Source organism: Singulisphaera acidiphila DSM 18658, from assembly GCF_000242455.2.
Taxonomy (GTDB): Bacteria; Planctomycetota; Planctomycetia; order Isosphaerales; family Isosphaeraceae; genus Singulisphaera; species Singulisphaera acidiphila.
Genome location: NC_019892.1, coordinates 2,631,133 through 2,655,419 on the forward strand (window position 1 = coordinate 2,631,133; position 24,287 = coordinate 2,655,419).

The window sequence follows — 24,287 nt, forward strand, 5'->3', positions numbered from 1 at the left end:
GTTGATGTTGATTCCCATCGCAGTGACTCTACGGTATCGAACGCGTGCTGGGACACGCAAATTCTCCGTTTACACACGTTTTTTTTTCGCGAATTGAGATTCGGAACGAGACTCCGTACTTTGAGATTTCTCGCGGGCCACTCTGAAATCTTGTTTTGCCAGAATTATCGTGATGTTTTCAGTAAATCAAATTTTTGATTATTTGATCAATTTTGAAATTGATTTGCAATTTCATTCCGTAGGCAAGCAGGAAATTTGAGAGCCGGATTCAAGCGTCCTTGAAGAATGGGGCAAGTCCCGCGGACGAGCTACGTCGTTGTGGGCCTCACTCTTGAGAGTCGTTGTTTGTTTATGCTAAAAAAGACAAAATCGCAGGCCCTGACCGGCATGGGGGAACCTTTTTGTCGGCTTCGGCACTCCACTCTTGAGAAGTCTCTTAAATCGGCGAAGGGGGAATAGTGGATCGATGAACAGAGTTTCGCGATTGCCGATTTGGGGCCAATGGCTGTCTCGCGAGAACTCTGGATTTTGTTTTATGTTAATTTGTCAACAATCGAGTGGGGTGTTTGGGAGTGTTTGCAAGGAATGTGGGGGCCGCGAAATTGGGGGGAGCGAAATGGGGTGCGATGGGGGCGATTTGGCCTGAAAACGAGGGGGGCTTGCGATTGCGTTCTGAGAGATGAGAAGTCAATAATGACCCTCGACCGGAGTTGACAGAAGAATGCCCTGCGACAACTCCTCCGTTGGAACGGCTCATTGGACGATACCGTTCTCAATCAATCGAAAGCTTGAATGTCGCCCTTTGATCCGGCTCCACGAAGTGTACTGTAAATGGGCCATGCCCTTTTGGGCCTTCGATTGTTGTGCAGGTGACGAGTCGCGAATGCGATGACCCCTGGCGAAGAACTCACAACTTGCTTGAATACAGCCACTCGTTGATCGCTCTCTCCCCCCCATTCTGACGTTCAAACGGGAATGACGACGTCCTGAGAACGTCCTCGCCATGCTCCTTTTTTTGAGTGAGTGAGCATCGTGTTCGGTGAGGGGGGAGTCGAGCATCGAGTCGAGAGAATCACCCTGATGAAGTTTGTCCTGCCAACGAACAGGAGGTTCACAATGTCCTTTCGCAAGACGGTTTCCTTGGGCATTCTGGCATGGGTCGCCCTCGGGACTGTGGCCGTCGCCGACCCGATCAAAGCGGTGAGCGGGTCGGGGGCATGGACCTTCTGGTCGCAAGCCAGCGGAAGCGTGGTTGGAACTCCCACCTATGCGCGGAGCTTCGAGCCTGCTCCCGTCCCTAAACCTGTCGGCGCGGCACCAACGATCCCGGTTCCCGTGATCTCGCCCGTGACGCCTGCCCCCTCGTACTCGGCACCGGTGTCGACGCCGTCCATTTCCTCTTCCTCGGCGCAACCCGATGCTTACCTGAACTTCGGGACCGGGATTTATGCCGGGGCGCCTTTGATGACCAGTGGAACGATCCAGCCTTGGTACGAGAGTCCGGCCGTCACCAAGGTCTTTGGAGGCGTACCGACGCCCCAGCAGCAGTCGGACTTTGCGAACACGGTCATGAAGAACGTCGAGCAAACCTTCCTGAACAGCGGGATCAATGTGAATCTCACGCTCGATCCCAACGCCCAAGTGGCGCATACCGTGAGCGTCGTCTCGGGCGCATCGTATGCTCAGAATCCCAATGCAATCGGGATTTCTGAAATTGGCGGGAACGGTTTCAGCTTTATCGACAAGTTGAACTACGCCCAAACGGTGGACCAACTCGAGTGGGCGGATGCACACAATATTGCCCATGAGCTGATGCACGCCTTCGGTGTGGCCACCCACCATGACCAGACGGGGACCTATCTTGACGCGGCAGCGGCGAACTGGGATATGCTAACTTCGCCGAACACAAAGTTCAGTCCAGAAGCCACCGCGGACATTCTGGCTCGTCTCGCCAGGAATCATTCCAACCCCGCGTTGGCGATGGGGGCCGAGATGCTCGGACTTTCCTCGCTCCCCCCCAATCTGTCTTGCCATTGCCTGCTTTGTCAGCAAGGATACGTGCTCACGGGACCGACAGCCCAGGAGGTAGGGGCCGCACCTGTACCTGAACCGTCGACCATGGTTTTGTGGGCCTCGGGTGCGCTTGCCTCTGTCTTTGCTCTGCGGAGACAGAGGGGGGGCAACGTGGAAACGCCCACAGCAACGTTGCCGAACTCAAACCCTGAGCCTCGTATCGGGTAATGCTATGTCGATGATACCGGAACCACCGCTGACGGCCTTTGGCTCGAACGAACCGCGCCGGTGGGTCCGTGTCCCTGCCGTGGTCGATGGACATCTTGCGGCTAGCCAGGGAATGATCCTCTACGCGTCCCAAATGGTCTCGCCGGGAGACGCGATCATCCTCGGGGCCGGCTCTTGCCAGGAGATTCCTCTACCGGCCCTGACCGATCGCTTTGCGTCGGTCACGCTCAACGATTGGAAGGAATCGTTGCTGGAGAGGGTCTCCATCAGCTCCGAGCAGACGTCGAAAGTTCACCGACTCGTGGCGGATCTCACCGGGGTCACGGTTCCGTTTTTGGAACGCGTGGCCGAATCCCTGGGGGTGACCGACGATCCTGATCGAGCCATCGAGAGAATCGCAGAACTTGCCGACGCGGTAACTCCCCAAGTCTTCAGCACGGGGCGGAGCTACGACCTCGTCGTGGCCTCTTGTGTCCTGTGTCAGCTTCATCTTGAAGCCTGCAATCAGACGCTGTCGCTGTTCGGTTCCAAGTTTCCCGAGCATTTGCAACGGTTCCGCGCCTCGACGAGATGGGTCCAGGCAATGTACGACTTGGCGCGACGCATGGAACGGGCCTTCGTCGAGACCCTGCACGGGCTCGTTGCGCCCAACGGCCGGATCTACCTCTCGGAAACCATTCAAGGATGCTTTGTCCATCCGGACCCCGAAGGTCATTGGATGACCGACGGAATGTACCGGATGACGCACACGCTCGAACTGTCAGACTATCTCGATGCGCGTTTCCATATCGAGGAGTTCGGCAAGTGGGTTTGGGTCATGCCGCCGTTTCAAGAACAAGGTCCTGTGGGGCGAATCTACAAGGTTCAGGGACTCATTCTCTCAATCAAGTGATTTGACTTCACTACACTGCATGTTATCGGCCCAAGACTCTCTGGCAGAAAATTAAAATAAGAGGCGAGTTGGTCTAAGGGCCGGCACAGGGACGGACGCGAGGATCTCTTCCAGGACCCGAGCAGTCTCCTCGGGTTCGATCCCGAGACGGACTTCGAGGACCGGACGCGCCATGTCCTGGACGTCGTCGGGCGTGACGTATTCGCGGCCCTTGAGCCAGGCTCGCGCCTGGGCCAGTCGCTGCCAGGTCAGGAGGCCGCGTGGACTCAGGCCGAGCGTGACTTGGCGGTGCGTCCGGGTGGCGTGGGCCAATTCGACGAGATAGTCGCAAACCAACGCTCCCACGGAAACGCCGGCAACGCGATCTTGGAGCGTGCGAAGTTCTTCTGGCCTGATTTGTGGACCAAGCACGTGCTCGACGGCGGAGGACGTCCCCACGGCCGAGGCCAGCATCGACCGCTCGTCCTCCTTCCTGGGATAGCCAATTCCGATCTTCATTGCGAACCGGTCGAGCTGCGCTTCGGGGAGCGGATAAGTGCCGTGCTGCTCGACCGGATTCTGGGTGGCGATGACGAAGAAGGTCCGAGACAGGTCGTGCCGCACGTTGTCGATCGTGACTTGTCTTTCCGCCATCGCTTCGAGGAGGGCGCTCTGGGTCCTCGGCGTGGCTCGGTTGATCTCGTCGGCCAACAGCACGTCGGCGAAAACAGGGCCAGGGAGAAACTCGAAATCACGCGTCCGCTGGTCGAAGATTCGGAACCCGGTGATGTCTCCGGGCAGGAGGTCGGGAGTACACTGGACCCGAGCGAACTTGCCCCCCACGGCGTGCGCAAGCGCTTTGGCCAGAGTCGTTTTGCCCAGACCGGGGAGATCCTCGACGAGGAGATGGCCTCGCGCCAGCAGGCAGGCCAGCACCTGTTCGTTGACGGTTGACTTGCCTCGGAGGGCGGCATTCAGCGCGGAGCGAACCGCTTCGATCAGGTTCGGCCCTGTCTCAATCGCCTGAGTGGAGTTGCAGGTCACGGGCTCGTCTGCCTTTCTTATCTCGTGGGACTGACCACCGAGGTCCGGAACCGCCCGAGCGTCCAGTCTCGAGCCACGCGCCGGCACATCGAACGAACGTCGTGCTCGGTCCATGTCGGTTCGATGGGAATGCTTGCCGGTGCGTAGAGAACCCTGTCCGCAAGCTGGACCAGCCAATCCAGATCGTCTCGAGACTCCACGGCCCCTCCCTTTGCGATCGGACCATACCAGCGCGCGGGAGTTTGTCCGGGAGGACGGGGGCGGCCCGCCCAACCTGACCGTTGCTCCACAAGACGGAGCGTTGCCAGCACGCACCATCCCCAGGCTCCCCCTGAATTCCATCGCCAAACCAGCGTAGCCAGACCGTCGAGCCATTCTCGGCGACGCCAGAGTACGACGATTACAAGGACGAGACTCAGGCCAAGTGCGTGACGATGCTCGCTGATCCAGCGCCCGGCGAGGCCCAGGATGCAGGTCAGCCGTTCCACCAGGGTGGGTGACGGTAACCGAAGCTCATAACCAGGGGTTGGCTCAATCGTGGCCCAGGTTCCCGAGAAGACCAGGACTTCGGCCCAGAAATGAACATCCTCGCGAAGGACCGAAGTGTGCCGGGTGCGGACGTCGTAGCGGCGCGGTGAGGCATAGAACCCGCTGACGAGCCGTGCGCGGTAGCCGAGGGATCGAAGGAGCACCACGGCTGCAGAGGCAAATTGGTAGTCAGGTCCCCGGTGCGATTGGAGTAAGAAGGCCCCAACGGGATCGCCCCCTTGAGCGTCGGTTGGCGTCGTCCCGCGATCCAAGCGGTATCCCGCGCGAAGTGCGTCAACAACGGCCTCGACCTGAACCCAGCCTCGAGGGAGACCGGCAACCCAGGTTTTTCCCAGTTCAGCCACCTCCGGGTCGACCTTGAATTCAACAAGGGGTTGGGCCGGCGCAGGGAGCAGGGGGAGCCGCGCGAGAAGCTTGGGGTCGATGGTCTGCGACTCGGTTTCGATGACCGTCCCCGCAGGAACGGTTCGGCCGATCATGCGGAGGATGCTGTCATGCGCCCAGCCGAAGAAGTCGGGCCGGTCGACGCTGCCCATCCGGAACCGTACCAGATGAGGTGGGACCGCAAGCGCATCGGAGTTCAGCAGGCCGACCTTGATCTGATGATTCCACGTTCCTCGGTAGATCGGGGGCATGGGACCTAACAAACGAAGCCATGCTCGTTGTGAGTCATTCTCCAGAGGGGAAAGGAGATTGGTGGTTGGCTGCTCGTGCCAGGTCTTTCCATCGAAGTGGTCGTAAGCCGCCATCCGAAAATGAAGCGGTGTTGCTCCTTTGATGTAGAGCAAAGCCTTGGCTGCACGCTCGCCGGGGCGTCGCGAGGACTGCTCGGGCTTGCGACGTACCAAGGGGAATTCACGGCCCGCCTGGAGGTTTTCGACGGGTCGTTCCTCTTGTTCCTCGACGCTCTCGGATTGGAGAGCAATCATTCGTTCGACTTTTTTGACTTTGAACGGTTCACCATACATCTCATTGAATGTGTCGTAGAGGCTGGGGCGGTCGCTATCGAGGTAGACCTCACTCTGCGTGAACCCGACACTCTGTGGATTCTCACTGGCCGACACTTCGTTGTCGCCGTCGTTGACTCCGCTGCGCGCCTCCGAATCCTTCCCGTCAGTTCCACCCGAGGTCGGTATTAGCCCTGCAAGGGCTGTCGCGGCACGCGATGGTCCGACCGCCGCCACCGCGCAGAGCATGACGATCACGAATACCCAGCCCGTGGCCGACCAGGGGAGCCCTTTCGAGCGATCATCAGACGTGACGAGGCCGATCCTGGTCCAGTAGACCAGCATCAACCAGGAGGTCGCGGCCACGGCATAGGCGCAGAGGGGGGCCATGACCAAAACCTCATCGCCGAGCGATGCGGAGACCAAGGCCAAGAAAAGACTGATGAGCGCCCCAAGCTTGGCGCATGCCGGCCGATACGCCAGGACGCCGAGGCCAAGCCCCAGGTTTCTCAGGGCAGCCATCAGGACGAGCTCAAGCATCAGGCCTCGCCCCGCCCCCATCTGATGACCAAGTCGGCTCACGAGCGGCGACACAAAGAGCACGATCAATAGGACGACGGCACTAGCGCTGAGCGTCCGCTGGGAATGGGATGACTTTCGTGGACCTGGATCCAACCGTGCGCGGCGACTGAGGAACCAGGCCAATGCCGTGGCGGGTGCGATGAGCAGGAAGAGCGTCGTCAGAACGGAGAGCCATGGAGGGCGTTCTGGTTCCGCGACGGCCAGTTCGAGGGCGATTGTGGCCAGAGCCAGCATGGCCAGGGTGAGTCGGCGCACGTTTGGGTCTTCCCGATCAGCGGACAAGGGGGACCTCCTTCCAGGCACGGCGAATGCGCTCGGGGATTCGCGCCGGGTCGTCGATCCAGATCCAGGGGGCAATGGGCAGCGGGGAGCGTTCGTCATCCCGACCTCCCTCCATGAACGCGGCCGCTCTGAGGACCACGAAAAGGTCTTTGACCCCGCGCGAGGGCCGTCGGGTGAGCCCTCGTAAGCCCAGGTCGGTGGTCACAACGACGCGAAGGCCTGTCCGGAACCGGCGGCAAGCGGATATTGCAAGGAGTTCAGGCAGCGAGACCGATCCGTCGGGAGCAATCCGCGCCACAGCATCGAGCATCTGGGCGCGCTTGGCCTGCGTAGAACCTTCGCGGGCGAAGACGACTCGCTCCTGGAAGACAAACTCCACCTCCGCGCCTTGGCCGATCCAGTCTTCCAAGAAACTGGCCGCAATTCGGATCGCCCATTCCCGCGAACCTTTGGATCCGGATCCGGCATGGGCACCGTCATGAAGATCGAGGAGAACCTGGACTCGAGGGACGGAATCCGCATGGAGTTCGCAAATGACGAGGCGATCATGACGAGCCGATTGGGGCCAGTGGACCCGGCGCAACGAATCACCGCGCCGATAGGGCCTGACCCCGATCATGTCGCCGGTGGTCCCCGACCTGTCGCGAGGGGCGACCCCATCGACCCCTTGGCCTGTCGTCTCGGGAATGGGACCGACGGGAAAAGTCTGGGGCCAGACCAGGATCTTTGAGGAACACGAAAGGGTTCGCGAGGCCTTGACGAGCCCGAAGGGGAATCCGCTGGCGACGCGAGGAAGGCGCGTCGGATATTCGCCCCGACATTCCAAGGTCACACGCAAAGTCAGTTCCGTGGTCCGCCAACCGCGGAAAACTGCCAACCCGGCAATGATCGGTTGGTTATCGGCCGGGCCATTGGTGAGAAAGGCTCCCTCGAGCGTGAGCCCACACGTCCCCCAAGGCAACCGATTGCCGAGAGTCGCTTTGAGCCCGACCGCCTCCCCTTCCCGAGCGCGATCCCGATCGAAGTTCAAGGTGCCATGCAGGCCGCGAAGACCGAGCCAAGGCCAGGCAACTCCGAGCCCGATGACGGACAGGATGCCGACGAGAATCACGAATCCTCGAGGATGGAGAATCATCCCGCAGAGTCCGGCGGCAACTGCCGACAGACCAAGCGTCCCCAAGGGGGTCCACATCCACCGAATGTAGGGATTCACGCTCGGAAAATAGTCGTGCGTGAGGAGGTCGTTCCACTTGGATGTGAATTCGGCCTCGTTCGGTTCGCTCCGCACAATCAGGGGAATTGCACCGATCGAGTGATGGAGTGAGGGTGTGCTCATGCCAATCAAGCTCCAGCCAGGTCGGAATGGTGAGGGAGTGCTGAACGGCGACACTCGATGGGTCGTCAGGGAGCCTGTTTCTTGTGCTTGACTCGCTGCGCGCACTCCTCGGGAAGGATCCGTTCAACGGACTTTCGAAACGCTCTACGCGACCGATTCAGCCGAGAACGCACCGTTCCAATCGGGATTTGCAGACGCGCGGCGATCGATTCGTAATCCCACTCTTCGATGACTTTCAGGACGAGGATGTGGCGATGCTCGGGCGTGATGTCCTCGAGCGCTTCGACGAGCTCTCGAAACAAATCCTGGCTTTCGAGAAGCTGGCTCGGATCATCGCGGTCGCACGTTTCCAATCGTTCCCGACAGGCCCGTGCCTCGTACTTTTGGCGTCGAGCCCGCGTTCGCGCCAGGTGGAGACTGCGGTGAACCACGGTCCTGATCAACCAGGCGCGTGGATTGGGGGGCCACTCCGGCTCCAGCCAAAGGCTCAGAGCGGCTTCCTGGACGGCATCACGAGCCATGTCGTCGCTTTTGAGGACCTTTCGCGCCACACTCACCAGAGACTCGAACAATGGTGCAACGATCGAAGCGAAATGCTCATGTGAGAAAGGCCGCCGAGGACCTGCTCGCGATGCCGATTCCATACGGCTTACCGATCCTCCGATTGCAGGCGACACTTCGTCGGCAGGCATTTGGAAAGAGACGAGGTCTGGGAGCGGACAAGCCCCCCTTTGGCCGGGCGCAGGCATCCCGTTCCGCAGATGTGGCGGATTGGTAACGGCGAACTGGACCCATTCGGTCAGGCGATACCGGTCACTCGTTTGGGAGGAGCTCGTGGATGTGAGACGGTGGGTGAGAAATGAGGAAGCAAGGAAGGGATTTCGGCCGGTTCCAGGATCAGAACCAGGGCGGAGGTCGTCACGCACGCGATCGTGATCGGGAGCTGCCCTTGCGAGAAGAACTGGCAGATGAGGCAGTCATCGGAGAGTCCGTGCGGCATCGGGACGGGCTGGCCCTCGTGACGATCCCCCGCGCCTGCTCCGAACTCCACGTGATGCCCGATACCAGGCAACGCGTGCAGACTGGGGCCGCAAACCATCACCATCAGGTGAAGGGCGATGACAGCGGAAACCAGGAGTATGCGCAGAAATCTCACGTTCACGATTGTCCTGACGGGGCATTCGGGGTGGCCGGAACAAGCATTCTCCAAGCTGAATTTGATCCCCACACTAACGTGCCGCCCGCCTGAGAAAGTTCCGAGGGGCGTTGTTCTTTGGCTGACGAAGTAGGCATGAACGATTCGCCACAAGGGATAGGGACGGAGGAGCGATTCCTCTCCCTCAAGCCGGGGAGAGGCTTCCGCCGTCGTCCCCAGGCCATCCACATTCGCCGAGGGCTTTCTGAAGCGCCTCACGCGAGCGTGAGAGCCGCGACCGTACCGTACCGACCGGAACCCGGAGCGCGTCGGCGATTGCCCCATAGTCCATTTGCTCGACTTCCCTGAGGACGAAGACTTCGCGAAAACGGTCGGGCAACCGCGAGATGGCCGCCTCGATGCGGATACCGAGTTCCCTGGCCTCCAGTGCACGCAACCCATCTCCCTCGTGTTGGTTTTCCGAGCGGTGCCAACAGGCCTTTTCCTCATGACAACGTCGCCGTTGTCGGCAACGATTCAAATGGAGGCTGCGATGGACGACGGCTCGAGAGAGCCACCCGGTGGGGTTCGGAGGCATCCGCCCTTCGCGCCAGAGGCTGGTCAAGGCTTCTTGGACAGCGTCCTCTGCCATGTCATCGCTCCGAAGGATCCGCCTCGCCAGTCGATGCAGTCGATCAAGGTGTGGCGCAACGGTCTCTGCGAACTCAAGATGCCACGGCTGCAGGGGTGCTGATTTCGAAGAGCTGCCAGTGGATTCGTTGGGAACCCGCGGCGCAGGTTTGTGCTTGTGTCCGTTCATTGGTTTGCGATTCAGGGCTTCCCCCTGGCCGAGTTCCGCTCTCGGCGCATGCGCGGTCCTCACCGACATTGTCGGCTCCTGTTTGATTTGTGTGCCACGCGGGTCAGTCCGACTGATTGCGGACCTTCCACGTAGGCTCTTCCGATAGGGGCCGCCAGCGGCCACTTTCGCGCAGGATGTCGGTACGTCATCAAGTCGGATTGCAGCGACGAACGGATCTTCCCGAACGGCGATCCCACCCATCCATAAAAAGAGGAGGATGAGTAAGTGCCTGGAAGGGATTCGAGGCGCAGCAGGGGACCGACCGCGACTTCAGCGGCCAGATGGGCTGTTTCGTTTAGACGAGGCGCGTCAATCGGGTTGGCGGAGCGCGCGGGCTGGCGGAGGAGTGTTGATCCTGTGCCACGATCGGAAGCAAGACGATCGTGACGTGAGGTCGGTTCAGCCGAGCGGACGTGAGGGTCGTCGTGCTGACCTGCAGCTGCCCTTGAGACTGGAAATCGCAGAGAGGGCAATGGTCGTTGACGGCGGAGATCGACTTGTTCGTTCCTTCGTCGCAGTGACCGCCCGCGTGGTCATGATGCGCGGAATTCGCGTCCGCGAGCGAGTGCAGCCCCGTTCCGCACAGCGAAACCAGCCCGTAGAAGGCCAGCAGCCATGTGACCAGGATGTGCCGAACAGGTCGGGACAAGGCTCGTTTCCCTTCGCAGATGATCGAAGGTGCTCCCAGCTTATGGGACCGGGAGAAGGGTGACGAGGACGGTCGGACAGCGCGGTCCGAACGAAGGAGGACGATTAACCGCCTGATTCTCAACAGCATTCACAACGTTGTCAACCGACAAATTCAGGGATTGCGCGCTCCTCCGTCTTGCCTATAAAATCATGTGAAACCCTGGGAACTTTCTCACTCCGGGCGGCACTTAGGCTTATTGGATGGCGATCTGGTCGTTCGATTCTCCCCAGTCGCTCCACAATGGCGTGAGCTTTCACCAGTGGGAGGTCGTTTTCTGGAGGAACCGTTAATCGACGTGTTCCGTCTCCACGGTCACGCCGACTTCGACCAATAATCTAAAAATCAAGACATGAGATTTTTTCATTTTTTGTATTAAGCCAGTCGTAGAAATGGGCGTTCGAGGTGTTGCGGGTCCGTTTATCGGTTGAGCCGTCGGCGAACGAGCCACTTCCCAAGAAAGGTCACGGCTCGCAACGATTTTGACATTTGTCGGACTTCGGTCTTGCATTCGATCTCCAGAAATCCAATAGTGGGTTCTGAGGCCGGGTTCAGCTTGTTTCCACGCCCGACCGCGTAGGCGGGCAAGTTCGCCGTCCGGCCGGATGAAGGGGCTCAACCGGGGGGAGCGGCATGGCGGAAGTCACGGCGGCCGGCAAGCGGATCGTCGCCAATATCGAGAAAGTCGTTGTCGGCAAACGTCCGGAGATCCTCCTGGCTCTGGTCGCCTATTTCGCCGAGGGGCACATCCTACTCGAGGACGTGCCGGGCGTGGCCAAGACGATGCTGGCGCGGGCCTTGGCCCGTAGCGTTGGGGCGACCTTCAAGCGGGTGCAGTGTACGCCGGACCTGTTGCCGTCGGATGTGACCGGGGCGTCGATCTTCAACCCGAAGACGACGCAGTTTGAGTTCCGGCAGGGGCCGATCTTCGCGCAGATCGTACTGGCCGACGAGATCAACCGCGCCACCCCGAGAACGCAGTCCGCGCTGCTGGAGGCGATGGCCGAGCGCAGTGTCTCGGCCGATGGGACGACCTATGACCTGACGCCGCCGTTCCTGCTGATTGCCACGCAAAACCCCGTGGATCACGAGGGAACGTTCCCACTCCCCGAGGCGCAGCTCGACCGGTTCCTGGTCCGGCTCAACCTTGGTTATCCGTCGGCCGAGGAGGAAGCGTCGATGCTCGGGCGGTTGCAGCTCCGGCATCCGATCGACGACCTCCAGGCCGTGGTGACGGCCGAGGAGGTCCTCCAGTGCCAGCAGGCGGTGCGGTCGGTCCGCGTGGACGACAAGCTCTGCCGGTACATCGTCGAGTTGATCCGCCGCACTCGCGAGCATCCCGATGTCTTGCTGGGGGGGAGCCCGAGGGCCTCATTGGCCCTCCACCGCGCCTCGCAGGCGGTGGCGGCGATCCGGGGGCAGGACTTCGTCACCCCGGACGATGTCAAACGGATGGCGTCGGCCGTTCTGTGTCATCGGATCATCCTCAAGCCCGAGAGCCGGCTGCGCAAGGTCACGGCCCGGTCGGTGATCGAAGAGGTCCTCGACTCGGCCGTTGTGCCGATGAGCGGAGCGAGGGTCATGGTCTAATGCGCTGGGTCTTCCTCGTCGTGCTGGTCCTCGTCGCCGCGGTCGTGCTCGACCTCGGTCTGCTCGCCAGCGCGATGCTTGCGCTGGTGGGCCTGATGCTCATCAGCCGGTTCCTCGCCCGATCGTGGATCACCAACATCGAGGCGACGCGGGAATGCAACCGGACCGAGGCAGAGATCGGCCAGTCGATTGCCTTCGTGATGACGCTGCGCAATCGCGGGAGGCTACCGATCGCCTGGGTACTGGTCGAGGAGATGCTGCCTCGCGCGGCGATCACGTCGCGCCCCCCGCGCATCGAGGTCAAGGGGCGTCGCCTGGCCGTGGCGATGCTCGGACCCTTCGGGCGCAAAACGCTGAACTATCAGCTTCACTTCGCCATGCGGGGGTACTATCAGGTGGGGCCGCTGGTGCTGGAGACGGGCGACCTCTTCGGCCTGCACCGGCGGTTCCGGATCGCGACCGATCCGGTGTATGTCATGGTCTATCCCAAGGTCGTGCCGCTTCCGGGCTACGACCTGGCGTCGCGGCGGCCGATCGGTGAGATCAGGCTGACGCATCGGCTGTTCGAGGATCCGACACGGATCGCGGGCGTGCGGGCGTATCAGACTGGCGATCCGCTCAACCGCGTGCACTGGGCGGCCACGGCGCGGACCGGGACGTTGCACAGCAAGGTCTATGATGCCTCAACGATCGCCGGCGCGACGATCCTGCTCGACTTCCACCGCGACTCTTACCCGGCACGGAACGAGCCGGGCCGCTCCGAGTTGGCTGTCACCGCTGCGGTGGCACTGGCCAATGCGGTGAGCCTGACGGGCCAGCCCATTGGTCTGATCACCAACGGCCGGGACGCCGCTGAACGCATTCGCCTGCGTGACGAGATCGCAAGGCAGGGGCCCGGGCTTCGCGCCGATCGCGCGGCGATCCACCGGACCGCCGCGATGCGCGAGGACGATGACCGGCTCCGTCCCCTGATCGTCCCTGCTGGACGAGGTCCCGAAACCTTCGCGCGAATTCGCGAGGTCATGGCCCGGGTTGAGCTGTCCGACGCCTTGAGCTTCGATCGTTTGGTGATCGAGGCTGAGTCTCGGATGCCTCGCGACGCGACGGTTGTCGCCGTCCTGGCCCACGTCACGCCCGAAACGGCCGCAGCGCTGGGTCGTCTGAAACGCCAGGGGTTTGCGGTCAGCGTTGTGCTCCTGGCGTTTGACGAGATCGAGCGGATCGACGGCGCCGGGCCTCTGATCGCTCACGGCCTGGCTGTTCGCGCCGTGTCCGACGAAAACGAGCTGCACGGTTTCTGCGAGCTTCAGTTTGTGACACCGCTATAGAAGTGATTCGGAGCCTCCCGCGATGGCCCGTACGCGATCCCAAGACACAATGGTCGACCACCTCGTCGCCGCGATCGTGCCGGCCCTGATTATGGTCATGGTCGGTGGGCTGATGCTCTTCCTACTGGACATCTGGTACGAAGGCCCGTTCCTGGCGCGCCTCCGCTGGATCCTCTTCTGGTTCGTGTTCGGGATCGTGCTTATCACACGGGTCGGCATGCAGATTGGCGGTGAGCAGGCCAAGGGTTACGGCGTGGCCCTGGGGGGCGCCGTGGGGCTGGTGGCCACGTCGCTGGCCGGGTTCCAGCCGTTCTTGCTGGCGGTGATGGGCCTCGTCTGGTGGGCGACCCACAAGCTGACCTACGACTGCACGCTGATCGACGAGGACCAGGACGCAGGTGTTGGCCTACTCCAGGAGAGCGGCCTCGACCCTTCGGCAGCGGCTTACGCACACGACGACCCGGAGGTGATGGACGCCTCGCTCTTGCCCAATCGCCCCTGGTGGAAGCACTGGGGTCGTGACCCTGGCGAGGCCCACCGTCCTCACCCGCCGGGCGTCTGGCTGATCTACTTCTCGCTTGCCTCGCTCCCGGTCTTCGGCCTGGGCCAGTGGCTCGTGCCGGCCGTTGAGGCGGATCGCCGCGCCGGCCTGTTGTTCTACTTCCTAGCCTACGTCGCCAGCGCTATGGGCCTGCTTTTGGCGACGAGCTTCCTCAACCTGCGCCGCTACCTCCGGAAGCGCAAGATCCCGATGCCCGGCGCGATGACGGCGACCTGGCTGACGACCGGTGCTGTCATGGTCATTGGACTGACCGTCACCTCGGCAGTCCTGCTCCCGCTGCTCTCGGGCTTCCGGACGATGAGTGGCGCGTCGCTCGCGTCGAGCGACCGTCGTGCCTCGCGGTGGGCAATGCTCAAGGACGGCGGTGTCCAGGGTGAAGGGGCCGCGAGCGAGGGGGCCGCCGCGTCGAAATCTGCGCGGCCTCGGCAGGAATCGGGCAAGCCCGAAGGCTCGGGGAAAACCAACAACCCCAACGCCGCTCGGCAGACCAACGGCCAAGGCCGCCAGGGTGGACAGAGCGGCCCGGGACGCTCGAAATCGGGTGCCCCACGCGGTAAGCCCTCCTCGTCGAAAGGTGGCGTGGCGGGTAAGCAAGGAGGTCGCCAGGACCGTTCCAGCAGTCAGGACAAGGGGCAAGATCAGGCTGATCGGGGGAAAGAGGCCGAGCCCGATTCCCGGCAGGGCAACGAGCAGGACTCCGAACGAGACGACAATTCCTCGACGCCGCCGGATCAAGGCCCGAACAACCCGGTGCCGCCTTCTTCGCTGTCATTCCAGGCCCCGAGTTGGTTGCGCATCCCGGTCCTGATCGCCGGGATCATCTTCTTGATTTTCGGCGCTGTCCGTTACGGCCCGGACTTGCTCAAGGGCCTCTGGGCGATGATCGGTGCGCTGCTGGGAGGCCTCTGGTTCGGCGGACCGAAGAAGCCGAAGGCGAAGGAAGACGCCGAAGCATCATCCGCGCCGGAGCCCCCCCCTCAGCCGTTCGCCTCGTTCGCCAACCCCTTCGACACGGGCCTCGACCATCGGCTCAAGCCTGACGACCTGGTCATTTACAGCTTCGAGGCGCTGGAAGCCTGGGCGTACGAGCACGACCTAGGCCGCTCCCCGCACGAGACTCCCACCGAGTTCGTCCGGCGGGTGGGGAAAACCCGGCCCGGCCTGGGCGCGGATGCCGTCCGCTTGGCGTCGTTCTTCGTCACGATCACCTACGGCCGGCGAGGCTTCAAGGCGGAGATCCTACCGCATCTCCGAAAATTCTGGCGGGCGATCGAGGGGGGTGGAGCGCCCGCCATCGCGGAGCATACCGCCGATGTCTGATCCGATTCCGTCCGGCAGGGTATGACCACTGGCTCGGTAATTTCTGCGGTTTCACCGGAAGCAGTCATCCAGGGCGCATCGATCCACCTCCTTGAATTCGGGGGCGAACGTTCCCGAAGTTTGCTTCTTCGCCCCGGCTGTCGGTGACCCGCGACCGAGCTCCGGAAAGAAATATCGCCTCGCCGATACCACCAGCAGGACGAGAACCAGGTTCAAGAATGCGATGAACGGGGCTTGCATGCTGAACGCCAAGACGTGAAGGCCCCCCTCAGCCAGAAACCAGATGAAAACCAAGCGCCATCCAAGAATCAGGCCGGTGATGAAGAGAATCTTCGCGGCCAGCCAGGTCGCTGCCGCTGGCTGCGCAGGGATCGAGAGAAGATTCCCGATGCCTTCCAAACCCAGGAAGATCACAGCAATCCAGATCTGCCAGGGCACACCGGGAGATGGGCAGGACGACTCTGTCACCGCTGGTGTCGCATCCTTCGTTCGCCTGCTCTCGGGGGGCATACGCTGCTCCGCTTATGACTCAATGGCCCACTGATCCCGTTCGCGAAAGTATTCGCCGATCGCCGCTCAATATTGGAGCAACAGCAACCCGGAATGTGTTGAGGTGGCGAGAACTCGCCCAGAGACTCGATGTCGTGTGTTGCCTATGGCTCCGCTATTTTTGCAATCCGGTCTGCCTCTTTGCTTCTCCCGATTGCCCATCCTTTCGAGCCTATTGCAAACAGGATTGCTATTGCTTAAGTGCTAATTTTTTTGGATCGAAAATTATTGATGCAAGATAAGTGACGCCGTAACTTGGCTTCGCGATTGAACGGGGCACCTTGACCGATATCTCCGCCTATCGCGCGGCCCGTAGAAAGAAGGCAGCGGTAATGAAGAAATTGAAAGCCGTGATGCCCATACGCAGGTAATTTGCTGGGATTCGCCGTGCGATGGATGCACCGCCGTAGCCACCGACGATGGCGGAAACGAGCATGACTGCGGTCTGGGGCCACCAGACCTTGCCGACGAGGATGAAGCAGAGAACAGCGACGGCGTTTGTCATTCCGACCATTAGTGTCTTGGTGGCATTCATTGCCTTCACATCGGTTACGCCGAACAGTCCCCAAACCGCCATCATCATGATGCCGACAGCTCCGCCGAAATAGCCGCCGTAGACGCCCAGCAAAAACTGGCTGACAACCATCGTCATCGGACCCAACCGGATCAGCCGTTGGAGGGCCGAGCCCGCTCGACGGCCGACTGCGAATGCCACCGATCCCGTGAGCAAGAGCCAGGGGATCATCGAGTCGAACGCCTTTGCCGTTGTGAAAAGCAAGAGCAACGACCCAGTGAGACCGCCGAGAAGACTCACCAGTAAAAGTGTGCGAAGCGAAACAACCTTAAGGTCGGTGATATCGTCTCTGTACGCCAGGATACTGGCGAGGATACCGGGGAACAAAGCGACCGTGCTCGATGCGTTGGCCTCGACCGCCGGCACGCCGAGATAGACCAAGGCCGGGAGCGTAAGGAAGGAGCCACCTCCTGCTGCGGCATTCATTGCCCCGGCCATGATCCCCGCACCCAAGAGCAGAACCGTTTGGTTAACATCCAGAATTTGCTCGTCTCCTCAATCGCGATGCATCGGCCTTCGCTCCCGCTTGGCGTTGGCATGGGGAAGGACCAGGTGTAGAGGAACTGGAGCCGATTCATCGCTCGCCGGTCCCGTCATCGTAACCTCGGTCAGTTTCATCTGGAAGAGTTTGAGCTTATCCCTTGTCTCAAAGGCAACCTTCGACGGCTTGTGCGAGACGAGCCACATGAGGAGGTGGGGCGCTGTCACAGAACGGTTTGGAGTTGGCTTTGGCGGCTTGACAGTTTGAGTGGAAGGGGAGGCCGACGTCTTCTCGGGAAAGGTATTTGTCGAAAGCCGTGGATGGAGGAAATGAAAAGGGCGGCGTCCCCTTGGTGAAGTCTCACCCCAGGGCCAGCGCGTATAACTGTGCGGCCTGAGTAGTCTGGCGCGACAGACCGTGGCTCGTTATCTTTGAATCGGTCCTCGTGAATCGGCTTACTGCACTCCGGGTGTGCGGAGGCCGACACCGACCGATCCCAGGATGCCTCCCATGGCCAAGCCCGTCGATGTCGGCTCCATCGGCTCTTATTTCGAATCGCTCTCCGATCCCCGCCACGCACGCAATCGTCGGCACTTGATGGTCGATATCGCTGTCATCGCGGTCGCGCCGTCATCTGCGGATGCGATGGCCCTACCGCCATTCATCGCTGGGCCAAGAATCGTGAGTCCTGGCTGGCCCTGCATCTGGCCCTGCCCAACGGCATCCCCTCACGGGATTGCATCCGACGCTTGCTCATGGCGCTGAAACCCGAAGCCTTTCAACGCTGCTTCCAGGACTGGATCTGCGACGCGATCCCCGCCGACACTGAGAACTCCCGCCGACACGTCGCTATCGACGGCAAAGCCTGTCGCGGATCGCACGATGCGGCCAAAGGTCTTGGCAATCTGCACATTGTCAGCGCCTGGGCCAGCGAGCAGGGCATTGCGCTGGGTCAGGTGGCCACCGACGCCAAGTCCAACGAGATCACAGCCATCCCAAAACTTCTCGAGCAGATTGACCTCACGGATACGCTCATCACGATCGACGCGATGGGCTGCCAGAAAGCGATTGTCGAGCAGATCGTTGACGGTGGCGGCGACTGCGTGATCGCCGTCAAAGACAATCAGCCGAAGCTCGCAACCGCGATCCAAGCGTTCTTCCTCGACCACCTGGAACGCGATCTCGAGGACCTCCACTATCGATACGACGAGACCCGTGATGCCGGGCACGGCCGCATCGACGAGCGTTCCTATTATCTGGTCAAGGTGCCGACTGATTTCGCGTCGCTGAAGGATTGGCCCTGGATCAAGGCAATTGGCTATGCGGTGCGAATCACGCAGCATGCCGATGGGACGGAGTCGGACGAGGTGCGTTACTATCTCAGCAGCCACTATCTGAGCGGCAAGCGTTTCGGCGAAGCGGTCCGCGGTCACTGGAGTATCGAGTCGATGCACTGGGTGCTCGATGTGAACTTTCGCGAAGATGAGCACCGCACTCGCGAGCGGACTTTGGGGAACAACTTGAGCTGGCTTCGGCGGTTCGCCGTGACGCTGCTGAAGCGTCATCCCGACAAGGATAGCCTACGTGGAAAGATGATGTCCTGTATGATTAATACGGACTACCTCACGCAAGTCCTTTCACTACAGCGTGTTTGATATGCGCTGGCCCTGAGTCTCACCCATACCCAACTTGCCAACAAGGCAAAGGTGTACGCCGACGTGAATCCGTCAGTCACCATCGAGATCCAGATCTTGCCATTGGCCGGAAGCCATGACGTCGTGATCGAAGTCATTCGCAACAGAGACCGTGGGATGCTTGCCAGGTCCATTGATGGCGAGTCGCTGTATGGAGGACAATCACGCCCTTCTCAGGTCGCTCGTCTTGCAAAGAGCGTCAGCGGCGCAGGCGGATGTGTCTTTGACAGTGCGGTGACACTGACATCCGTCTGAGCGAAACAAGACATGGGCCTTGTAGATCCTCCCCTTCCCTGAGAACTGAGCAGGGCAGGCACCAGTACAACACCGCTGGTGTTGTGTAATTGTTGTGGGGTAGGTGAGGGAAAAGCAAAAGGACTTACGTCTCGTCGACGTAAGTCCTTTTGTTGTAATGCCGGAGACAGGACTTGAACCTGCACGAGCATGGTTAGCTCACTAGCCCCTCAAGCTAGTAACGGCACAATGGCTTCGCGTGGCAGTCGAGCACAATTTAAGCGCAACCTATTTTCCAAAAGTTACTTCCGTTGCAAGTGATAAATGCTAACATGTCGAATAAATCGCCTTCGCATGGCCGATCCTGTTTCAGATTTGTTTCATGAAACGGAAACGAGGACACTTGGTTGATGCGACTCAGCCCGGCTATTGAGCGAAGACTTACGTCATTTCGACCCCTTCGAACACGTCCGCCCGACCGCCATCTTGAGTAACGCCTTTTTCTCCAACTGGCGTACCCGCCCTCGCGTACAGCCGAAGACTTGACCGACAGCTTGAAGCGTCATCGCCTCGGCGTTTAGCCCGAAACGCAGCTCGATGATGGTGCGTTCGCGAGCGTCAAGACGGTTCAGTCGTTCTTCGAGGTTGACCGGGTTCGCGTCCATCGCCTCATCCACGGCTAATGTCGCGTCCTCCCTTGGGTCGACCACATCGGGGACAAAATCGCCTTCGTCAGTGTCCGCAGGCCCCCCGACGCGGCTAGATGGCCGACTGGCGATCATGGCTTGCTCGATGTACCCGAGTTCCTTGCTTGAAATCCCCAGGGATTCGACGATTTCCTCGTGAGTCGGCCGACGCTCCAGCGTGTTCGTTAGCTCACTCTCCCTTCGACGCCACTTGAGAAGCCAGCCACCCGCATGTTTCGGCACTCGTGCGGCCCGCGTCTGGATTTCGAGAGCCAGGATGATGCTCTGTTTGATCCAGTACTTCGCGAACGTGTAGAACACCGTGCCCTCTTCAGGGTCGAACGACTCGGCCGCACGGATCAGCCCCAGGTTGCCCTCGGCGATCAGATCCGCGTAGGACACGCCGCGATTGCAGTACTTCTTGGCGATGTAGGCGACCAGTCGAAGATTGGCACGGACCAGATGATCGCGGGCGTCCAGATCTCCGTCCTGAATCCGATAGCCCAACTCACACTCTTCGTCATGGGTCAGGAGCGGCGTATCCCCGAAGTCGAGCCACCCGCCATCCTGAAAACGACCCGAGCGGCATTCTCTCGTCATTGTAGCCATGGTCAACGGCCCTCCCCGATGCTGGCGGAAACAGTGCTCTGGGCAACCGGACGGCTGTAGCCGAGCGACTTGATGATGGCCAGCATGTCCGCGTGGGTCGGAAATTTGCGGCCGGTGCGAGCCTTGAAGTGCTCGATGGCAGCCATGAATTCGCACTCATCCGCGTTGTACGTGGCCGTGGTCATCGTGGCCGGGTGGGGATTGGCCTTCACGATCGGCGGATTGATCGCGGCCCGTTGTGTATTGCGAGGACTGGCTTTCCTAGCCGAGGCGGAACTCGCAACATCGGCAAGTGAACGGCGTGTGGTCACCATTGGTGCAATTCCTTGGATTGGATCAGAATCTTCGATGTGGTCGACTCGACAATGGGGCCTCAGCCGAGGCCAAGGCCCCAGATTGCGACGAAGCGTATCACTCGCCGACCTCAGCGGTGTCTTGAGGCCCTGGCCTCGTCTACCGAAGAGACCATCCTGTCCAGGCGATCCCGCAACCGAACCATCTCCGCGTACTTACCGGCATGGAACATCGTGGACGCGAGCAAGTCGCAATCCGACTCATCACACGCGGCAGGGTCGAACCCGATTCCCGATGGCAAGGGCTTGCCGTGCTGCTTGGCGACGGACTCCAGGATGGACATGACATCGTCGGCAGAGATGTGCTCTCCCGAGATCCCGTCCGACAGGAGGGACGCGAGCGCCGTTCTGGCCTTGGCGGCAGCCCGCTTCTTTGCCCTGATTGCATCGGATGCGGCCTTGGCGGCAGCTTGACTGTCGGCAGCCATCGACTCGGCAATGCTCTTCACGGTTGCGGCGACGCGGGACTGGAAGTCCTCGCGAGTCACCCGACCACCTGTGGCTCGGTCGGCTGCAATACCCCGGATCATGTCGAGCCATCCCGGATTCAGGCAGCCCTCGACATCTTTCGTCGAGAACGTGAGGGCCTTCCCCGCGATCGCCCGGTACTCGAACATCGAGAGCTTGTCGGCACGATCAGCGATCACTGTCCGGCACAACTCCCGGAGCACATGGCACCTGACCCAGTCCGCGACCCGGATCGACTCGGCCTTGATCGAAACGTACAGCCGCACGTCGTCGCGAATCCGCCTCATCAGCGTGTCGAAGTGGGCGGGATCGTAATCCGGGAAGTTGCCCTTCTGCCATTGGGCATGCTCGAAAGCCCGCTTGCCGATGGCGAAGCTACGGTCGCCATCTTCGGAATACTTCGCCCGAATCATGCCCACGATCTCGGCGATGGCTGCCTCGTGAACAGCGGCATTCCGGTCGCTGTGGGGGCGGTTGACGGCGGACGACTTGAAGGTGAGTGTGGTCAACATGGGACTGATTCCTTGGATGAAGATCAGGATGTTCGATGGGATCGTGTGACGTGGGAGGGGCCTCGGTCGAACCAAGGCCCCGGGGCACGGCATCGGTCTCAGTCCCGAGCGTTCTCGCCGCAACGGCATCCCGCGTGTCGACCTTCCTCGTAGCCGATCGCTTGCCATCGCTGGCGAACGTCGGCGTCAAGGATTTCGATGCGGGCCTCGTAGTCGTCGGGCGTCGTTGCTGCGGTCATCCTGATCTTCAGAGCCAATTCATCCATCGTCCGGGCAAACAGCATCCCCTCGGGCGTTCCCACGGTCCGGAACGCGTCGGCCTCATGTTGGGCCATCTCGGCAAGCGTGGCCTTGCGGCGGGCAGGCAGATGGGGACCAGAAAGGCGGACGTTGGCGAGCAATCCCACGGCGAGAAGTGCCTTGATGTGCTTGCAACCGGCCGGGTCGATGCCGTCGCGGTTGAAAGTGTAATCCGGACAGTCGCACTCGGGACCATGCACGGTCAGTGCGACGTCGTAGTTGGACCCATCGCCCTTGCGGAGCCGGTACGCCTTGATCGCGGCGAACGCGTCGGCCGGGATCGGGTGGACTCGGTAGGTCGCCCCGTTGATGTTAAGGGTGAGCCGGCACTTGCCGTGCGTCGGTCCGGCGGGTTTTCGTGGCGTGCTCTGTGCGCAATCCTGCCTGTGATCTACAATGGTCATCAGTCAGTTCTCCAGGTTAAGACTGGGGTTCTGTCTCGGACCGGGGGGTGCTCGAACACCTCCCGGTCCATTCGTTTGCTGACCTGATTAATCCGTCCCGCGTTGGCCTGTTTCGGTCGGCCTGTGATACCTACAGGTATCGGCGGGTCCAGTCCGTGGAGCGAAACCTCCTCGGCACCTGATCGGGACCGAAGACGAAAAGCCGCTCGCCTTGAGTCTGCCAGAATCCACTCTGCCCGTGCATTTGGCCGGCTGAATCCCAACGGATTGGGAGCCGAGTCGGCGGTTCTCGGGTACGGAGCCTCATCTGGCATGGTCATACCATGCGACATGGGTGCGGAGGGGATGCGCCCATGTTTCGGCTTGGTGGGAGGTCAGGCGACTGCGGAGAGTTTCGCCGACTTGACGTCCCGCGTCGCCAATGCAGCGGCCCGTGCCTTGTCGACGGCCGAGACCATCTTGTCCAGCTTGTCACGCAAGGCGACCATCTCCGCGTACTTGCCCGATGCGAACATCGTCGACGCCAGCAACTCACAGTCTTGAACCGTGCAAGATGCGGGATCGAACCCCATGGCCGATGGCAAGGGAATCCCGTGGTGCTTCGCGACGTTTTCCAGGATCGACAAGGCACCATCCGCCGAGACATGACCTCCGGAGAGACCATCGCTCAGAGACGAAGTAATGTCTTTCGTCGACTTAGCAGCGGCGGCCGTCTTCGCCTTGATCGCTTCAGATGCGACCTTGGCGGCAGCGGCGACGGGATCGAGCGTGGTGGCCCTCGTGTCCGCGATCGCCTTTTCGTGATTCGCCAACCGAGCCATGAAATCCTCAGTCGAGACTCGCCCTCCCTGCGCGCGGATTGCGACAACCTCTCTGACGAATTCGAGCCAGCCGGGGTTCAACTCGCCCTCGACGTCTTTCTTGGAGAACGTCAGGGCCTTGCCGTAGAGCGATCGGTACTCGAAGAACGAGAGAAGGCAAGCGGCGTCGGTGCCGGACGAGACGAGAGACCGCAGGACGTAACACCGCAGCCATTCGCCGACCTTGATGGACTTCGCCGAGATTGCGACATGGATGCGAACGTCGTCGCGGAGCCGGTTCATCAGATTGTCGAGATCCTGCCCTTGGTAGTCCGGGAAGTTGCCACGTTGCCACTGGGCATGTTCGAAAGCCCTCTGGCCGATGGCGAAGTTCCGGGAACCCTCGTCTTCGTACTTCGCCCGAATCATGCCCACGATCTCGGCGATGGCCTTCTCGTGGACGGTCGATCGAGTGTCGGCATCGACTTGCACGGCGACGATGGGAAGGGTGGTGTTGGCGGTGTCGGAGTTGACGGTGGACGTGGTGTCGTGTAGCGTGGTCATTAGTCGGTTCTCCAGGTGATATCTGGGGTTCTGTCTAGGGCCGGGGGAGTGTTGACGCACTCTCTCGGCCCGTTTTCGTTTGTCGTCCTGTTCTCGCTTGGCGGTTCATCACCCGATCGGGCCAAGGTCATAGTTCAGGCCGACACCCCATGATACGTCACGCAACAAATTCGTGACGGAAAACGCTTAGACATGTTGCAAATTAAAAACAGATTACGCGTGTGAGGCGAAGCCGGTGCGGGCGTGCGTACGCACATGAGCGTGACCACCCGGGCGAGACTCCCCCCGGTCATGGCAGTGGGGAGGAGTTAGCAGGGAGACGCCAGCGTAGGGGGGGGGCGGCATGGCGAGGCATGAGGCAGGCAAGGCGTGGCGGGAGTGCAGGCGAGAGGCGAACGCGGCAATCGTGCGCATGTTTCGATACGCTCGCGGCAGACTGCGTGGCTGGGTGCATGCGGCAATCGTGCGGGCCTGCCCTCGCCCGCGTAGCGCGTGGGCGCATGGGACACCCGGTCGACCCCCCATGCGTGTCAGAGCATCAGTAACCTTCTCACCCTGGAATTTTTCACGCTCAGGGTAATTTAACGCTTCTCACACTCGCAGCATTTTAATCATGAATTGCATTAATGAAGAAAAACAGATATTTGTCTGCGGGATGGACTCGGCTGGCACCCTAATTCTTCAGACTGATAAATCGAGGCATTAACACCCTTAATGCTATA

The 24,287-nt window shown here is 60.8% G+C and carries 21 protein-coding genes; 6 read left to right on the forward strand and 15 right to left on the reverse strand.

Annotated elements, in window-relative coordinates; translation table 11 throughout:
- The first annotated feature begins 1,116 nt into the window (after positions 1 to 1,116).
- The gene (locus SINAC_RS10475) at positions 1,117 to 2,241 is read left to right on the forward strand and encodes a PEP-CTERM sorting domain-containing protein (RefSeq protein WP_015245630.1); all 1,125 of its coding nucleotides are present in this window, start codon (positions 1,117 to 1,119) and stop codon (positions 2,239 to 2,241) included.
- Positions 2,242 to 2,245: 4 nt separating this feature from the next.
- The gene (locus tag SINAC_RS10480) at positions 2,246 to 3,133 is read left to right on the forward strand and encodes a hypothetical protein (protein ID WP_015245631.1); all 888 of its coding nucleotides are present in this window, start codon (positions 2,246 to 2,248) and stop codon (positions 3,131 to 3,133) included.
- Positions 3,134 to 3,184: 51 nt separating this feature from the next.
- Here the strand turns inward: SINAC_RS10480 and SINAC_RS10485 are convergent, their stop codons facing one another.
- The 7 genes from SINAC_RS10485 to SINAC_RS10515 all read right to left on the reverse strand — a co-directional run bounded on the left by SINAC_RS10485 (position 3,185) and on the right by SINAC_RS10515 (position 10,498).
- Positions 3,185 to 4,156: an AAA family ATPase gene (locus SINAC_RS10485; RefSeq protein ID WP_015245632.1), complete on the reverse strand. Its 972-nt coding sequence runs from the start codon at positions 4,154 to 4,156 to the stop codon at positions 3,185 to 3,187.
- A 17-nt stretch (positions 4,157 to 4,173) separates the two neighbouring features.
- Positions 4,174 to 6,516, reverse strand: a complete 2,343-nt coding sequence (locus SINAC_RS10490) for a transglutaminase domain-containing protein (RefSeq protein ID WP_015245633.1) — start codon at positions 6,514 to 6,516, stop codon at positions 4,174 to 4,176.
- Positions 6,506 to 7,852, reverse strand: a complete 1,347-nt coding sequence (locus SINAC_RS10495; protein WP_015245634.1) for a DUF58 domain-containing protein — start codon at positions 7,850 to 7,852, stop codon at positions 6,506 to 6,508. Before SINAC_RS10495 ends, SINAC_RS10490 begins: the two co-directional genes overlap by 11 nt.
- A 65-nt stretch (positions 7,853 to 7,917) precedes the next feature.
- On the reverse strand, positions 7,918 to 8,544 hold the full coding sequence (locus tag SINAC_RS10500) for an RNA polymerase sigma factor (protein ID WP_315851130.1): 627 nt from the start codon (positions 8,542 to 8,544) through the stop codon (positions 7,918 to 7,920).
- Between the two features lie 107 nt (positions 8,545 to 8,651).
- Positions 8,652 to 9,014 carry a hypothetical protein gene (locus SINAC_RS10505; protein ID WP_015245636.1) on the reverse strand — a complete coding sequence of 121 codons (363 nt, stop codon included), beginning with the start codon at positions 9,012 to 9,014 and terminating at the stop codon, positions 8,652 to 8,654.
- Between the two features lie 178 nt (positions 9,015 to 9,192).
- Positions 9,193 to 10,050 carry an RNA polymerase sigma factor gene (locus tag SINAC_RS10510; protein WP_315851131.1) on the reverse strand — a complete coding sequence of 286 codons (858 nt, stop codon included), beginning with the start codon at positions 10,048 to 10,050 and terminating at the stop codon, positions 9,193 to 9,195.
- Positions 10,051 to 10,144: 94 nt separating this feature from the next.
- A complete protein-coding gene (locus SINAC_RS10515) occupies positions 10,145 to 10,498 on the reverse strand; it encodes a hypothetical protein (protein WP_020465533.1) in 354 nt (117 codons plus the stop codon).
- A gap of 672 nt (positions 10,499 to 11,170) precedes the next feature.
- Between SINAC_RS10515 and SINAC_RS10520 the strand changes: the two genes are divergently transcribed.
- Genes SINAC_RS10520 through SINAC_RS10530 form a run of 3 tightly spaced genes read left to right on the forward strand, consistent with a single transcriptional unit; the run spans position 11,171 to position 15,337 of the window.
- Positions 11,171 to 12,127, forward strand: coding sequence for an AAA family ATPase (locus tag SINAC_RS10520; protein WP_015245638.1), 957 nt, complete (start codon positions 11,171 to 11,173; stop codon positions 12,125 to 12,127).
- Positions 12,127 to 13,455, forward strand: a complete 1,329-nt coding sequence (locus SINAC_RS10525) for a DUF58 domain-containing protein (RefSeq protein WP_015245639.1) — start codon at positions 12,127 to 12,129, stop codon at positions 13,453 to 13,455. Before SINAC_RS10520 ends, SINAC_RS10525 begins: the two co-directional genes overlap by 1 nt.
- A 22-nt stretch (positions 13,456 to 13,477) precedes the next feature.
- Positions 13,478 to 15,337 (forward strand): DUF4129 domain-containing protein, encoded by a 1,860-nt coding sequence (locus tag SINAC_RS10530; RefSeq protein WP_015245640.1) that lies wholly within the window; start codon positions 13,478 to 13,480, stop codon positions 15,335 to 15,337.
- Positions 15,338 to 15,388: 51 nt separating this feature from the next.
- Here the strand turns inward: SINAC_RS10530 and SINAC_RS10535 are convergent, their stop codons facing one another.
- Both SINAC_RS10535 and SINAC_RS10540 read right to left on the reverse strand, forming a co-directional pair.
- Positions 15,389 to 15,847, reverse strand: coding sequence for a hypothetical protein (locus SINAC_RS10535; RefSeq protein WP_015245641.1), 459 nt, complete (start codon positions 15,845 to 15,847; stop codon positions 15,389 to 15,391).
- 337 nt (positions 15,848 to 16,184) lie between these two features.
- Positions 16,185 to 16,913 (reverse strand): sulfite exporter TauE/SafE family protein, encoded by a 729-nt coding sequence (locus SINAC_RS10540; protein WP_015245642.1) that lies wholly within the window; start codon positions 16,911 to 16,913, stop codon positions 16,185 to 16,187.
- A 687-nt stretch (positions 16,914 to 17,600) separates the two neighbouring features.
- Here SINAC_RS10540 and SINAC_RS10550 point away from each other — a divergent pair.
- Positions 17,601 to 18,596 carry an ISAs1 family transposase gene (locus SINAC_RS10550; RefSeq protein ID WP_244884952.1) on the forward strand — a complete coding sequence of 332 codons (996 nt, stop codon included), beginning with the start codon at positions 17,601 to 17,603 and terminating at the stop codon, positions 18,594 to 18,596.
- A 719-nt stretch (positions 18,597 to 19,315) separates the two neighbouring features.
- Here the strand turns inward: SINAC_RS10550 and SINAC_RS10555 are convergent.
- The 6 genes from SINAC_RS10555 to SINAC_RS39765 all read right to left on the reverse strand — a co-directional run bounded on the left by SINAC_RS10555 (position 19,316) and on the right by SINAC_RS39765 (position 23,979).
- Positions 19,316 to 20,164, reverse strand: coding sequence for a sigma-70 family RNA polymerase sigma factor (locus tag SINAC_RS10555; RefSeq protein WP_015245644.1), 849 nt, complete (start codon positions 20,162 to 20,164; stop codon positions 19,316 to 19,318).
- Positions 20,165 to 20,166: 2 nt separating this feature from the next.
- The gene (locus tag SINAC_RS10560) at positions 20,167 to 20,478 is read right to left on the reverse strand and encodes a hypothetical protein (RefSeq protein ID WP_015245645.1); all 312 of its coding nucleotides are present in this window, start codon (positions 20,476 to 20,478) and stop codon (positions 20,167 to 20,169) included.
- A 110-nt stretch (positions 20,479 to 20,588) separates the two neighbouring features.
- Positions 20,589 to 21,497 (reverse strand): hypothetical protein, encoded by a 909-nt coding sequence (locus SINAC_RS10565; protein WP_015245646.1) that lies wholly within the window; start codon positions 21,495 to 21,497, stop codon positions 20,589 to 20,591.
- 98 nt (positions 21,498 to 21,595) lie between these two features.
- The gene (locus tag SINAC_RS10570; RefSeq protein ID WP_015245647.1) at positions 21,596 to 22,201 is read right to left on the reverse strand and encodes a hypothetical protein; all 606 of its coding nucleotides are present in this window, start codon (positions 22,199 to 22,201) and stop codon (positions 21,596 to 21,598) included.
- 374 nt (positions 22,202 to 22,575) lie between these two features.
- Positions 22,576 to 23,565: a hypothetical protein gene (locus SINAC_RS10575; protein ID WP_015245648.1), complete on the reverse strand. Its 990-nt coding sequence runs from the start codon at positions 23,563 to 23,565 to the stop codon at positions 22,576 to 22,578.
- A 213-nt stretch (positions 23,566 to 23,778) separates the two neighbouring features.
- The gene (locus SINAC_RS39765; RefSeq protein WP_154673594.1) at positions 23,779 to 23,979 is read right to left on the reverse strand and encodes a hypothetical protein; all 201 of its coding nucleotides are present in this window, start codon (positions 23,977 to 23,979) and stop codon (positions 23,779 to 23,781) included.
- Positions 23,980 to 24,287 lie beyond the last annotated feature (308 nt).

Coding starts and splice junctions, on each gene's coding strand:
- SINAC_RS10475 (WP_015245630.1), top strand. CDS start 1,117: ATGTCCTTTCGCAAGACGGTTTCCTTGGGCATTCTGGCATGGGTCGCC.
- SINAC_RS10480 (WP_015245631.1), top strand. CDS start 2,246: ATGTCGATGATACCGGAACCACCGCTGACGGCCTTTGGCTCGAACGAA.
- SINAC_RS10495 (WP_015245634.1), bottom strand. CDS start 7,852: ATGAGCACACCCTCACTCCATCACTCGATCGGTGCAATTCCCCTGATT.
- SINAC_RS10500 (WP_315851130.1), bottom strand. CDS start 8,544: ATGCCTGCCGACGAAGTGTCGCCTGCAATCGGAGGATCGGTAAGCCGT.
- SINAC_RS10510 (WP_315851131.1), bottom strand. CDS start 10,050: ATGGGTGGGATCGCCGTTCGGGAAGATCCGTTCGTCGCTGCAATCCGA.
- SINAC_RS10520 (WP_015245638.1), top strand. CDS start 11,171: ATGGCGGAAGTCACGGCGGCCGGCAAGCGGATCGTCGCCAATATCGAG.
- SINAC_RS10525 (WP_015245639.1), top strand. CDS start 12,127: ATGCGCTGGGTCTTCCTCGTCGTGCTGGTCCTCGTCGCCGCGGTCGTG.
- SINAC_RS10530 (WP_015245640.1), top strand. CDS start 13,478: ATGGCCCGTACGCGATCCCAAGACACAATGGTCGACCACCTCGTCGCC.
- SINAC_RS10535 (WP_015245641.1), bottom strand. CDS start 15,847: ATGCCCCCCGAGAGCAGGCGAACGAAGGATGCGACACCAGCGGTGACA.
- SINAC_RS10555 (WP_015245644.1), bottom strand. CDS start 20,164: ATGGCTACAATGACGAGAGAATGCCGCTCGGGTCGTTTTCAGGATGGC.
- SINAC_RS10560 (WP_015245645.1), bottom strand. CDS start 20,478: ATGGTGACCACACGCCGTTCACTTGCCGATGTTGCGAGTTCCGCCTCG.
- SINAC_RS10565 (WP_015245646.1), bottom strand. CDS start 21,497: ATGTTGACCACACTCACCTTCAAGTCGTCCGCCGTCAACCGCCCCCAC.
- SINAC_RS10570 (WP_015245647.1), bottom strand. CDS start 22,201: ATGACCATTGTAGATCACAGGCAGGATTGCGCACAGAGCACGCCACGA.
- SINAC_RS10575 (WP_015245648.1), bottom strand. CDS start 23,565: ATGACCACGCTACACGACACCACGTCCACCGTCAACTCCGACACCGCC.
- SINAC_RS39765 (WP_154673594.1), bottom strand. CDS start 23,979: ATGCGCACGATTGCCGCGTTCGCCTCTCGCCTGCACTCCCGCCACGCC.